Origin of the sequence: Streptomyces sp. WMMB303, from assembly GCF_029351045.1 — a bacterium.
Taxonomy (GTDB): Bacteria; Actinomycetota; Actinomycetes; order Streptomycetales; family Streptomycetaceae; genus Streptomyces.
The window spans coordinates 4,045,580-4,058,312 of sequence record NZ_JARKIN010000001.1; the positions used below are offsets into that span (position 1 = coordinate 4,045,580).

Genomic DNA, 12,733 nt, shown 5'->3' on the forward strand with positions numbered 1-12,733 from the left:
AATCCGTGCCGGTGCCCGCCGTGCTCCGCTTCCACCGCGGAGCGGGGCGCGCGACGCCCTGGGTTCCACTGTGGCGCGGCGGGTGCGGGGCCGCAGCCGGAACCGGTCAGCGCGGTGCGGGACCGAGCTGGGTCGCCCACGGGATGAGGGGCAGGGTGAGCGGCGGCGGATGGACGCCGCCGGGGCCGATGACGTGGTTGCCCACCCGACCGCCGAGGTGGACGAGGCGGCCGTCGTCCTCCCGGAAATGCACGGCGCCGTCCCCGCGCTGCACGGCCGCCACGGCCTCGGCCAGGAAGCCCAGCTCGCCCATGTCCAGGTCGGACCACTCGTACTCGCTCCACATGTACTGGTCCACCCAGAGCGTGGCCACGTCGTCGAAGTAGACGGCGATCATGGTGGAGGCGTTGCCCGGGCCGATCAGTACGCAGAACTCGTCGGTCACCAGCGGGGCGAGCGGATAGCCGGGCACGGCCCGCGCGGCGTCCTCGAAGATCCGCACGACGGGGTGCACGGGCCGCGGCGCGGCTTCGCGCACGCTGCCGGGGCCCTGCCGCACCCGCACGTGGGCGCGGGTGACCGTGCCGGGTGCCGCGGCCCCGCTCCCGCCCAGCTCGCCGCTCAGTTGTTCGCTCACCGTCGCGCTTCCCCTCGTCGTCCGGTACCGGTGCGGTGCGGCCCGGGGCGCCTCGTCGACCGCCTCTGCCGAATGGCCACCATATGCACCTTTTATCCGTTCAGCAGCCCGGAGACCCGATTGGCGGCACCGCGGCTGAGCCGAACGAGCGGCGTACCCAATTCCGCGGCGGGTCAGTTGACTTCACAGGAGGCCCGGGCACCGTTCCGGCCCGCCTCCGCCACCGGACACGAGGAGGGCCGCATGACGTCGACACCCCGTACGCCTGCCACCACCAGCGCACCCGCGTCCGCCCCGGCCCTCGGGGCACCCACCGCCGCGGCGGGATCCCTCCCCCAGGACGAGCTGGCCGCCTACCTCGCCGCGCACCCGGCCCCGGCCGCGGCCGTGGACGCGGTGATCCGCGACGAACGCGGCGACCTCCTGGTGGTCGACCCGGTCTACAAGGCGGACTGGGATCTGCCCGGCGGCATGGTCGACGACGAGGGCCTGGTCGACGGCCTGGTACGGGAACTCCGGGAGGAACTGCAGCCCCCCGCACTGCGCGTCGGCCGGCTGCTCGCCGTCGACAACGTGCCCGCCGCGGTCTACGGCAGGGCGCTCACCGCCTGCGTGTACGCCGTCCACCTGCCGCACCCGGTGAGCGTGCACGACCTGCGACTGCAGCGGGACGAGTTGCGGGCGGCCGCGTTCCTTCCCCCGAACGAGGCCCTGGCGAGGCTGCCCGAGCGGTTGCGGCGCCGCACGGCCGCCGCCCTCGCCGCCGAGCACGGCGCTCACACGGCGCATCTGCTGGACGGCCACCCGGCCCCCCTCGGCGAAGGAGACCGCCGCGCCCTGCTGCCCGGACCGGCGGTGGCCGCCGCGGCCCTGGTCACGGATGCTGCGGGCCGGATTCTCGTGCTCGACGCCGAGGAAGCGGGGGACGCCTGGGGCGGGGGCGCCCCCTGCCGACTGCCCGGGGCCCTGGTGACGGCGACGGAAACCCCCGCTGCAAGCGCGGCGCGGGCCCTGAACACCCATCTGGGCGATGCGGCGGGACTCACCGTGGGGCGGCTGCTGGCCGTCGACAGCACCCTGTGCCCCTCAGGCGGCCGCACCCTGCTGGCCCACCTGTTCGAAGCCCATACGCTCGTCCCACTTCACCGCACCGTCGGCCACTGGCTCACCCCCGACGACGCCGCCCGGTTTCTCCCCCCGCACGAGGCCCGCCTGTTGAGCACCGCGCCCGGCCGGACCCGCGGCGCGCCGGACCGCACGCGGGGGCTGCCGCCGCAGCGGTGAGCACGTCGGCGGCCCACCGCGCACGCCGCCGTCCGGCGCCGGGCACCCGGACCGGCGTGCGGGCCCCGGGGCCGGCCACGGTCGGGCCGGGCCACTGCGGAACCCCTGCGCGCCGAGGCCGCACGCTGCGGTGGTATCGCACGCCCCGCGCGGAACCCGGTATGAGGCGGAACAGGGACGGGCAGGATGCGTCGGTGACCTCTTTGACCCGAGCGATGTCGTTCAACACGGCGCCCGACCGCTACGCCGCTTTCCGGCCGTTCTACCCACCCGCGCTGTTCGAGCTGGTCGAGGAGCTCTCGGGGATACCCCTGGCGGGAGCCCGGATCGCCGATGTCGGGGCCGGCACCGGCATCTCCGCCACGCAGCTCGTGCAACGCGGTGCCGACGTGGTGGCGGTGGAGCCCGGCGAGGGCATGGCAGCGTGGTTCCGCAAGAGCCTGCCGGACATACCGCTGGTGCGCGGGGACGCCAACGCGCTGCCCCTCGCGGACGGGTCCCGCGACCTGGTCACCTACGCGCAGGCATGGCACTGGGCGGAGCCGCACCGGGCGGTCCCCGAGGCGATGCGCGTGCTGCGGCCGGGCGGATCGCTCGCCGTCTGGTGGAACCTCACCGCGCACGACGTGCCGTGGATCGGTGCGCAGGCGGAGCGCATCACCCGCCACACGGGCGTCTCCTCCCCGCCCCTGAACCAGGTCGGTGACCTCGGCGCGCTCCGCAGGGCCGGCCTCGACGGGCTCCGGCTGTCCCACCGCCACACCCGGTGGAGCCGCACCGTCCCGCTCGACCTCCATCTGGGAAATCTGGCCAGCCACTCGGGGTTCCTGGTCATGCCCGAGCAGGCCACCCGCGACTTCCTGGACGCCGAACGCACCCGGCTGCGCGCGCTCTTCCCGGACGAGCAGGTGGAGGAGGTCTACGTGGTCGACCTGCTGGTGGCGCGCCGCGACTGACCCGGTCGGAAGGGCGCCCGCTTCACGGCGCTCCGTCCGAATCCCGGCGCCCCGGAACGACGTCCAGTCCCCGGCGACGCGCCCGGCGAGGGGTGCGATCACGGCCGGAGACCTCCGCCCCGCCCGGCCCCGGCGCGGGAAAGCCGCGTCTCCGCAGGGAATTCTCCGTCGCCGCCCTGGAGCATCGCACTGTTGTGCCAGTAGGGTGCGCGCCCATCGCCGCCGACAGCGCGGCGTGTTGAGCCGCGACGTTGTGGAGGTAGCGGATGAGCGCGGGCTCGATCTTCTTGTGGGAGCTGCTGGGGACCGCAGTACTGGTCATGCTGGGCACCGGGGTTGTCGCCAACCACGCGCTGCGGAGAACGAACGGAAACGGCGGGGGCATACTGTTCATCAACATCGGCTGGGGGTTCGCGGTCTTCACCGGCGCCAGCGTCGCGGCGCCCAGTGGCGCGCATCTCAACCCCGCCGTCACACTCGCCCTCGCCGTCGCCGACAAGACCGACTGGTCGGATGTGCCCGTGTACATGCTGGCGCAGCTGCTGGGCGGTGTCATCGGCGCGGTACTGTGCTGGGCCACCTACAAGCTGCAGTTCGACCACCACGACGATCCGGCGGGCACGCTCGGCGTGTTCTCCACGGCGCCGACCATCCGCAACAGCTTCTGGAACGTCGTCACCGAGGTCCTGGGCACCTTCGTCCTGATCGCCTTCATCCTCTTCTCCCCGACCTTCAAGCCCGGCTCGGGTGAGGGAGGCATACCCGACTTCGGCAACTCCGCCCTCGGGTACGCCGGCGTCGCCTTCGTCGTGCTGGTGATCGGCACCTCGCTCGGCGGGCCGACCGGCTACGCCATCAACCCGGCCCGCGACCTGGGTCCGCGGCTCGCCTACGCGTTCGTGCTGCCCATAAAGGGCAAAGGCAAGGCCGACTGGGCCTACTCCTGGGTCCCCGTCGTCGGTCCGCTCCTCGGTGCCGTCCTGGCAGCCCTTCTCTACCTGGCCTATCCGGCGTAGGGCCCAACACGGTGCCGTGGCAGGAGCCTCGGCCCGGACCGTACCGGGGGCGGCCCCGCTGATACGCGCGCCACGCCCGGTGTGCCACTCCTCCGGGTGGCACCCGGGCGCTGCGGCCCGGCAGGGAGCGGTGCGGGCGCTTTGATCGGTCCGGGTGGCGGGCGGAAGCCCGCCACCCGGACCTGTCCGTCCGTGTGAACCGCTCGGGCCGCCCAAGGCGGACCGCATGTCCCGGCGCTGAGCGCACCGCCGGGCGCGGTCAGCGGCGCGAAACCGCCGCACACGGGCGGGAGGCGGAAGGTGCGCCCTTTCGCACCCGTCCGTTCCCGGGTTGTGCTGGAGGAGACGTGCCGGGAACCGCGGCACGCCCGGCGCGCCGCACCCGGCGCGCGCGCCTCCAGGAGGGAGTTCCCATGGAGACCACCGCCGAAGCCGGCCCCGCCGGCTGGTACGTCGACGAGCGCTGCACCGACTGCGACGTGGCCCGCCAGCTCGCCCCCGGACTCGTCCGCGCCGCACGGGGCCGCTCCGAGATCGTCCGGCAGCCGCGGAACCCGGACGAGACCGCACAGCTGCGGGCCGCCGCGCTGGCCTGTCACACCCGGTCGATCCGCCCGCCGGGCGGCCGGTTCGATCCGGCCGCACCCGACCCGTTCCCACTGCCGCTCGACGAGAACGTGCTGCTGTGCGGACACAACTCGCCCCGCACCGCGGGCGCCAACTCCTACCTGCTGCGGCGCCCCTCGGGGAACTGGATGATGGTCGACACCCCGCGCTTCAGCGAGCCACTCGCCCGCCGCTGGACGGCGGACCGCCGTATCACGGACGTGCTGCTCACCCACCGGGACCATGCGGCGCACGGCCGGCGCTGGGCCGACCGGCTGGCTGCCCGTCTGTGGATACACGAAGGCGACCTGGAGGCGGCCCCGGACGCCGACCGGGTGCTGCGCGGCCGGGCGCACTTCGAGGTCGGCGAGGGCGTCGTCGCCGTCCCGCTGCCGGGCCACACCCGCGGCAGCGTCCTGTATCTCGCCGACGAGCACTACTGCTTCAGCGGGGACAGCTTCTACTGGGCGCGGACCCTGGAGGACCTGGAGGTCGCGCAGAGTGTCACCTGGTACTCCATCGAGGAACTCGCCGCCTCGCTGGCCGCGGTGGCGGGCGAGCTGCGCTTCACGTGGCTGCTGCCCGGACACGGCGGGCGCAAGCGGCTGCCACCGGAGGAGATGGGGCAGCGCCTGCGACGGTTGGCGGAGCGCGCCGCCACGCTGCGGCCGCGGCCCGTCGACTTCACCGCCCTGCGGTGGTAGCGCCCGGCCCACTGTCCGGGCGCCCCGCTACGGTGGTGGCGCCCGCCGCGCCGCCCGCGGCACCCCCGCCCCCGAGGAGCCCCGCTGTGCGAGCCGCACGTCTGGTCACCGATGTCCTGCAGCCCCGCAACGCGCTGCTGGTGGGACTGACCGGGCTGGGGGTGGCCGCTGCGGGGGACTGGACGGGCGCGCCCTGGGGGCTGTTCGCGGCGGTGTGCGCGGGCCTCGTCCCGGCCTCCTACATCGAGTGGGAGCGCAAACGGGGTACCTGGGGCGACCGGCACGTGGTGGACCGCACCCAGCGGCTGCCGATCTTCGTGGTGATCCTCGGCTCCGTGGGGGTGGGCGCGCTGGTGATGGTCCTTGGGCGTGCCCCCCGCGACATTCTGGTCGCGATGGTGGCGCTGTGGGCGATGACGGTGTGCCTGCTGACCGTGAACACCACGTGGAAGATCAGCGTGGACTCGGCGGTGGCCGCGTCGGTGGTGGCGATGGCGGCCGTGGTGCACTCGCCCTGGTGGCTGCTGGCCTGCCCGCTGGTGGTGGCGGTGTGCTGGTCCCGGATCGCGCTGGAGTACCACACGGTGGCGCAGACGGCCGCCGGCGCGGCGATCGGCGCGGTCACGGCGGGCGCCTGGCTGTTGTGAGGGCGGGCGGACGCCGGGCGGGGCCGCGGGCGGCACCGGTACCGGCGGTGCTCGAACGTGGGCCGAAGGGGTCACCTGCTACGGCCGTACGCCGGGGTACCCGGTGCTCTGGACGGCGGGATGGTTGCGTTTCCTGCGTCCCGGACCGATTCGGAACGAGCCGCTTCGAGGTGCGCCATGACTCCCGCCCCCGCCCCGCCGTCCCTCTCCCGAGCGGAGCTGCGGGCGGTCTTCGCGCAGGACACCGGAGTGGGCGCGGCCGGCCGCGGCCTGGTCGGGATGGAGGTGGAGGCCGCGGCGCTGGACCCCGTCACCGGCCGCGCGGTGCCGTACGCCGGACCGGGTGGGGTGCGGGCCCTGCTGGAGCGGCTCGCCGCCGAACGGCCCGGGGCAGTGCCGCAGTACGACCGCACGGCGCTGGTGGGGGTGCGGCTGCCGGAGGGCGGCTCGGTCTCGCTGGAGCACGGAGGCGCGGTCGAGTACTCCTCCCCGCCGTGCTCCTGCGTCGCCGAGCTCGCCGAGGTGACGGACCGGGCCCTGCGCGAACTGGGCGCGGCGGCCGGACGGTTCGGCTTCGCGCTGGTGCCCGGGGCGCAGTACCCGTTCACCGCGCCCGGCGAGGTGCCCTGGGTGCCGCACTCGCGTACCCCGGTGATGCGGCGCCACTTCGAGGGGCTGGGCCCGCCCGGTTCCGCCGGGGTGCAGGTGATGTCGCTGGCCCTCTCGACGCAGGTGTCGCTCGACTACGGCGGGCCCGCGGATCTGGCGGAGAAGCTGCGGGTGCTGTCGGCGGCCTCCACTCCTGCGGCGGCCCTGTTCGTCAACGCGCCGTTGGAGGGGGGCCGTCCGTGCGGGTGGCTGTCGCGGCGCATGGACTACCTCAGCCGGACCGATCCGGCACGCACCGGGGTCGTGCCGACGCTGCTGCGCGAGGACGTGGACGTGGAGGCATTCATCGACTGGGCACTGGGCCTTCCGATGATCCACCGGGAGGCACCGGAAGGTGGCCGGTGCGCCGCGCCGCCGGAGCCGTTCGGCACGCTGCTGCGGGAGGGCTTCGGAGACGGCAGCCGGCCGGGGCCCGAGGACTGGCGGGCCCATCTGTCGCAGATCTTCTCGGACGTACGCCTGCGCGAGACTCTGGAGCTGCGCGCGGTGGACGGGCCACCCTACGGGGCGCTCTGCGCGGCACCCGCGTTCTGGACCGGGTTGTGCTATCACCCGCCGTCCCGGGCCGCGGCCTGGGAACTGCTGCGCGGGATCGGCGCGGCCGAGCACCGCGCGGCGGTCCGCGACATCGCCCGCCGCGGACCGGCCGCCCAGTTGGCCGGCCGCCCGGTACGGGAGATGGCGGCCGCGTTGCTGCGGCTGAGCGAGGCCGGCCTGCGGGCGCGGATCGACGAGGGCGCCGAGCGTCCCGAAGCCCTGGAGTTCCTGACCCCGCTGCAGGAGGTGGCCGCCTCCGGTGTCACGTTCGCGCAGCGCACTCTCGACAGGCTGCGCGAGGATCCGGCCACGTTCCCGGCACGCCACATCGCGCGGCACCGCATCCCCGGGTGAGTCGGCCCCGCAGGAGCGGGCGCCGTTCCGGAGCGCGGCGCCGCGAAGGCCGGCGGCCGCGGAACCCGGGTGCAAGCCCGCGGACCGGTCCGGGCCAGGCCGGTCCGCGGTCGGCCGCTACACCACGCCTTGATCGCGCATCGCCTCGGCGACGCGGAGGAACCCCGCAGCGTTGGCGCCCAGCATGTAGTCGTCGGGGGCGCCGAACTCCTCCGCCGCGGTGACGCAGTCGGCGTGGATCCCCCGCATCACCACGGCGAGCCGCGACTCGGCCTCCGGGAACGTCCAGGACTCGCGGGCGGCGTTCTGCCGCATCTCCAACGCGGAGGTGGCCACGCCGCCCGCGTTGGCGGCCTTGCCCGGGCCGTACCGGACACCCGCCTCGCGCAGGACCGCGACCGCGTCGGGGGTACAGGGCATGTTGGCGCCCTCGGCGACGACCTTGACCCCGTTCTTGACGAGGGCGACCGCGTGCTCCTCGCGGAGTTCGTTCTGCGTGGCGCACGGCAGGGCGACATCGCAGGGCACGTCGTAGACCGAGCCGCGGCTGCTGAACCGGGCCCCGGCGCGTGCCTCGGCGTAGGTGTCCAGCCGGCCGCGGCGCTCCAGCTTGATCTCCTTGAGCAGGTCGAGGTCGAGTCCCGCCTCGTCCACCACGTAGCCGGAGGAGTCGGAGCAGGCCACGACCTGCGCACCGAGGGCCTGGGCCTTCTCGACGGCGAAGAGGGAGACGTTGCCGGAGCCGGAGAGGACGACCCGGAGGCCGTCCAGCTCCTCGCCGCGGGTGCCGAGCATCTCCTGGACGAAGTGGACGGTGCCGTATCCGGTGGCTTCCGTGCGGGCGTAGGAGCCGCCCCAGCCGATGCCCTTGCCGGTGAGCACCCCCGCCTCGTAGCGGTTGGCCAGCCGCTTGTACTGGCCGAACAGGTAGCCGATTTCGCGGGCGCCGACGTTGATGTCGCCCGCGGGCACGTCGGTGTGCTCACCGAGGTGCCGGTGCAGCTCCGTCATGAAGGACTGGCAGAAGCGCATGACCTCGGCGTCGCTGCGCCCCTTGGGATCGAAGTCGGCGCCACCCTTGCCCGCGCCGATGCCCAGCCCGGTCAGCGCGTTCTTGAAGATCTGCTCGAAGGCGAGGAACTTCACGGTGCCCAGGGACAGCTGCGGCACGAAGCGCAGTCCGCCCTTGTACGGACCCAGCGCGCTGCTGAACTGAACCCGGTAGCCCCGGTTGACGTGCACCTCGCCCGCGTCGTCCGTCCACGGCACCCGGAAGATGACCTGCCGCTCAGGCTCCACCAACCGCTCCACCAGCTTCGCTTCCGCATACTGGGGGCACTTGCGCAGCACCGGCTCCAGGCTGTGCAGCACCTCCCGCACGGCCTGGTGGAACTCGGGCTCTCCGGGGTTCCGGCGCAGAACCTCGGCGTACACCGCTTCGACACGGCTGCTGGCATCCACGGACATCATCCTCGTCGCTCGCACGGCCGCCCGGCCCTCCGGGGCAGGCTGGTCACGAGGGTACGTTCGGCTGCCACGAGTCAGGCTCGCGAGTGGCGAGAAACACTCTCGCGAGCAGCCGGGCGCTCCGGGCTGCCCCGGGTACGCCCGGGGCGGGCCGCAGTGCGGCCCCCACAACCTCGCTCGAACTCGCGTACGTGCGGCGTCGATCGCGCGCGGGCTGCCCGGCCGCGGGGGCGGATGCCGGGTGGCCGCCCGGGTCGCGGGCGGGTGGGAGCCCTGGCGGGGCGCGCTTTCGGACGGACCTCCCGGCCGGCGGGGAGACGGCCGTACCGGAGGCGGCGGCGGACGTGTCCGGTACGGCCCGTTCCGGCGGTACCGCAGCGGCGGTAGGGGACGTCCCCGGATCGTCGAGGTCCGCCGGACACGGCCGGGCCGTCGCGGAGGACCGGCGTCCGCCCGGGTTGCGCGGGGGCCGTAGCAACACTCCGCAGAGGTGCGGACACCGGATCCGGAGCGGCGCCCGGCACGCCGCGCAGTGGCATCCGCGCGCCCTGTCGGCGGCCACCACCGGCCACTCAGCGTGGTCGGTCCGGCACCGGGAGCGCACCGTACGGCCCCGCTTGGTGCGACCCGTCGGAAGGGTGTTCCCTGGAGTGGGGATGCGCTGAATACACCTGCTCGAGGCGAGGAGCATCAGATGTCCAAGCGCCGACCGGACCAGGAAGGCAGCGAGCCCGATCAGATCCGCGGGCCGGAGGAGCGCCGGACGCACGGCGGAATGCCGGAGAAGCCGGACGACGAGGCGCTGGCCCGGCGCACGGAACAGGAACGGGTCGAGGCCGGGGTCGACGACTACGACCCCGAGGACGTGCCTCCTGCGACGGAGCCCTGAGGATCCCGCCGCCCGGTCCACGCCGGGCCCACGGCTGAGAGGTGGCCATGCCCATCGCCACGGTGAACCCCGCCGACGGCTCGACCGTCGAGACGTTCGAGCCGCTCTCCGCCGAGGAGGTGGAGCAGCGTCTCGCGGACGCGGACGCCGCCTTCCGCGGCTACCGCCTCACCACCTTCGAGGAGCGGACCCGGCTGCTGAACGCGGCCGCGGACCTGCTGGAGCGGGAGGCGGACGGCGTCGCTCGCGTCATGACGACGGAGATGGGCAAGCCGCTGGTCGCCGCCCGGGCGGAGGCCGCCAAGTGCGTCAAGGCGATGCGCTGGTACGCACGGAACGCCGAGGAGCTGCTGGCTCCCGAGTACCCGGCCCCTGAGGACGTGGCCGACTCCGGCGCGGTGCGGGCCGAGGTGCGCTACCGGCCGCTGGGGCCGGTACTGGCCGTCATGCCGTGGAACTTCCCCCTCTGGCAGGTCGTCAGGTTCGCGGCACCCGCCCTGATGGCGGGCAACGTCGGGCTGCTCAAGCACGCCTCGAACGTCCCGCAGACCGCGCTCTACCTGGGCGACCTCTTCCACCGGGCGGGCTTCGCGCGGGGCTGCTTCCAGACCCTGCTGATCTCCTCCGGCACCGTCGAGGCGGTACTGCGCGACCCGCGGGTGGTCGCCGCGACGCTGACGGGCAGCGAGGGCGCGGGGCGTGCGGTCGCCTCGGTGGCGGGCGACGAGATCAAGAAGACCGTCCTCGAACTCGGGGGCAGCGACCCCTTCATCGTGCTGCCGTCGGCCGACATCGAGGCCGCCGCGCGCACCGCGGTGACCGCGCGGGCGCAGAACAACGGGCAGTCGTGCATCGCCGCCAAGCGCTTCCTCGTCCACACCGATGTGTTCGACGCGTTCGCGGAGCGGTTCACGTCGGGCATGCTGGGACTGACCGTGGGCGACCCCATGGAGCCGGGCACGGATGTCGGCCCGCTCTCCGGCGCCCAGGGCCGCGAGGACCTGGAGGAGCTGGTCACCGACGCGCTCGCGCAGGGGGCGCAGGCACTGTGCGGGGGCCGCCGGCCGCAAGGGCTGGAGCAGGGCTTCTACTACGAACCGACCGTACTCACCGGCGTCACCGCGCAGATGCGCATCCACCGCGAGGAGACGTTCGGTCCGGTGGCGACCCTCTACCGGGTGGCGGACGTGGAGGAGGCGGTGACGCTCGCCAACGACACACCGTTCGGCCTCAGCTCGAATGTGTGGACGCAGGACGAGTGCGAAGCGGACCGCTTCGTCCAGGACCTGGAGGCGGGTGGGGTCTTCTTCAACGGGATGACCGCCTCACATCCGGCACTGCCGTTCGGCGGTGTGAAGCGCTCCGGCTACGGCCGGGAGCTGGCCGGGCACGGGATCCGCGAGTTCTGCAACGCGACGACCGTCTGGCGCGGTCCCTGACCCGGAGCGGGCCGCCGTGGCAGGGGCCGCGGACGGCGCGCTCAGTTCCGCGTCACCGCCCGGTTCACGCCGGTCACGAACGTCGTGGCCAACACCCAGCCCGCGACGACGAGCAGGTAGGCCAGCCACTGGTAGCCGCCCTCGGGCGCGTAGGACTTCTCCTGCCCGAAGTCGACAACGGGCAGCAGCAGGTCGAGTGCGTAGGCGAGCGGGTTGAACTCGGGCGCCTCGTCCGCCTTGAGCGGGCGCGGCGGATGCAACCCGTAAGTGAGCGCGCCCGCCAGCAGCAGACCGACCAGCCACCCGGCCGCCCGCATGGGGCGGAAACCGTAGCCGACGGTCGCGTCCTGCAGATGGCCCCACAGCCGTCCGTAGAGCGGTCGCGTGGCCCGGTGGCGGCGCTCCTTGGCGAGTTGCACGGTGCGTGCCGCGGCGTCGTCACCGATGTGCCGGTAGGCGGTGGCCAACTGCTCGTAGGCGAAGGGCACATAGCCGTCCGCCTCGCGGGCGAGCACCCGGAGCCGGTCGGCCGCCGGGAGGACGGGGGTGAGCGCGGTGTAGGTCAGCCCGTCCAGCTGCACCTCCGCGGGCCACACCTCGGGGCGGATGTGGAGGAGTTCGAACCGGGCCCGGCGCAGGTTGACGGTGCCCTGGACGGGCGGCGCGTCGCGGAGCCAGAACTCGGCCGCCGTGCAACTGCTGGCCCGCAGCGCGACCCCGCCCGGATTGGAGAGCCGGGCGTAGGCGAGGTTGAGCTGTCCCGGCACGGTGACCCCGCGCAGATTGACCCGGCCCTCGGCGTGCAGCCGCATGGCGTGCAGGTCGGTACCGACCGTGAGAGTCTCGGCATGGAGCGCGGTGTTGCCGCCGCCGGGGTACAGCAGCCGGGCTCCGTCGAGCCGGACGAGTCCGGCCACCGTCAGCCCGTCGAGGCGGGTCCGGCCGTGCACTGTCAGCCGCGTGGCCTGCAAGTCCTCCCCGACAGTGGCGTGGTCCAGCTTGAGGCTGCCGCTCTCGCGCTCGGCCGTCGCCGCTTCCGGCTCCCCGACGGTGGCCCGCGTGCCCAGCTCCGCGCGGTCCAGGAAGAGGGCTCCGTCGATCCGCGCTCCGGACAGGCCCACCGCGCCCGGTATCCGGCAGTCGTTGAGCCGCAGTGCGCCGGCCACCCGCAGCGTCGCCGCCCACAGCCCCGGCATCCGGCAGCCGCCCAGGGAGAGCTGCCGGAACTCGGCGCCATAGAGCACCGGTGTCTCCTCGAACACGCACTCCCGCAGCGAAACCGGGGCCCTGACCGCCCCGGAGTGCAGATTGAACTCGCCGGTGATCCGGGCGCCGCGCAGCCGCAGCGCGGGGATCTCGCCGTCCTCCCCGGGTGAGGTCAGCAGCAGGGTCCGCAGCACCCGGGCCCGTACCGACCGCTCGGCGGCCGCGGAGAGATCCACGGTCCGCCCCCGCGAAAACGCCTCCCACACCCGCCGCTCCGGCCCCGTCAGCTCGTCGATCTCCACGCGGGGGACTCTTCCCGTAT

11 protein-coding genes are annotated in these 12,733 nt (G+C 74.0%); 8 read left to right on the forward strand and 3 right to left on the reverse strand.

All coding sequences use genetic code 11. The annotated features are described in order from the left end of the window. Nucleotides 1-106: 106 nt before the first annotated feature. A complete protein-coding gene (locus P2424_RS18025) occupies nt 107-637 on the reverse strand; it encodes a hypothetical protein (RefSeq protein WP_276476770.1) in 531 nt (176 codons plus the stop codon). 243 nt (nt 638-880) lie between these two features. On the opposite strand from P2424_RS18025, the gene P2424_RS18030 reads away from it, so the two are divergent. The 6 genes from P2424_RS18030 to P2424_RS18055 all read left to right on the forward strand — a co-directional run bounded on the left by P2424_RS18030 (nt 881) and on the right by P2424_RS18055 (nt 7,410). Next, nucleotides 881-1,921 (forward strand): NUDIX hydrolase, encoded by a 1,041-nt coding sequence (locus P2424_RS18030; RefSeq protein WP_276476771.1) that lies wholly within the window; start codon nt 881-883, stop codon nt 1,919-1,921. 194 nt (nt 1,922-2,115) lie between these two features. Continuing rightward, nucleotides 2,116-2,877: a class I SAM-dependent methyltransferase gene (locus tag P2424_RS18035; protein ID WP_276476772.1), complete on the forward strand. Its 762-nt coding sequence runs from the start codon at nt 2,116-2,118 to the stop codon at nt 2,875-2,877. A gap of 266 nt (nt 2,878-3,143) precedes the next feature. Next, nucleotides 3,144-3,893: an MIP/aquaporin family protein gene (locus tag P2424_RS18040; RefSeq protein WP_276476773.1), complete on the forward strand. Its 750-nt coding sequence runs from the start codon at nt 3,144-3,146 to the stop codon at nt 3,891-3,893. A gap of 413 nt (nt 3,894-4,306) precedes the next feature. Further along, complete coding sequence (locus P2424_RS18045; protein ID WP_276476774.1) at nt 4,307-5,203, forward strand: ferredoxin; 897 nt, start codon at nt 4,307-4,309, stop codon at nt 5,201-5,203. Nucleotides 5,204-5,289: 86 nt separating this feature from the next. After that, nucleotides 5,290-5,850 (forward strand): hypothetical protein, encoded by a 561-nt coding sequence (locus tag P2424_RS18050; protein ID WP_276476775.1) that lies wholly within the window; start codon nt 5,290-5,292, stop codon nt 5,848-5,850. Nucleotides 5,851-6,027: 177 nt separating this feature from the next. Next, nucleotides 6,028-7,410, forward strand: a complete 1,383-nt coding sequence (locus P2424_RS18055; RefSeq protein WP_276476776.1) for a glutamate-cysteine ligase family protein — start codon at nt 6,028-6,030, stop codon at nt 7,408-7,410. A 117-nt stretch (nt 7,411-7,527) separates the two neighbouring features. Here P2424_RS18055 and gdhA read toward each other — a convergent pair whose 3' ends face one another. Next, nucleotides 7,528-8,880: an NADP-specific glutamate dehydrogenase gene (gene gdhA / locus P2424_RS18060; RefSeq protein WP_276479013.1), complete on the reverse strand. Its 1,353-nt coding sequence runs from the start codon at nt 8,878-8,880 to the stop codon at nt 7,528-7,530. Between the two features lie 691 nt (nt 8,881-9,571). Here gdhA and P2424_RS18065 point away from each other — a divergent pair. After that, nucleotides 9,572-9,766, forward strand: a complete 195-nt coding sequence (locus tag P2424_RS18065) for a hypothetical protein (RefSeq protein ID WP_276476777.1) — start codon at nt 9,572-9,574, stop codon at nt 9,764-9,766. A gap of 47 nt (nt 9,767-9,813) precedes the next feature. Then, complete coding sequence (locus tag P2424_RS18070) at nt 9,814-11,205, forward strand: NADP-dependent succinic semialdehyde dehydrogenase (RefSeq protein ID WP_276476778.1); 1,392 nt, start codon at nt 9,814-9,816, stop codon at nt 11,203-11,205. A 41-nt stretch (nt 11,206-11,246) separates the two neighbouring features. Here the strand turns inward: P2424_RS18070 and P2424_RS18075 are convergent, their stop codons facing one another. Continuing rightward, nucleotides 11,247-12,713, reverse strand: a complete 1,467-nt coding sequence (locus P2424_RS18075) for a membrane-associated oxidoreductase (protein WP_276476779.1) — start codon at nt 12,711-12,713, stop codon at nt 11,247-11,249. Between the last annotated feature and the right edge of the window lie 20 nt (nt 12,714-12,733).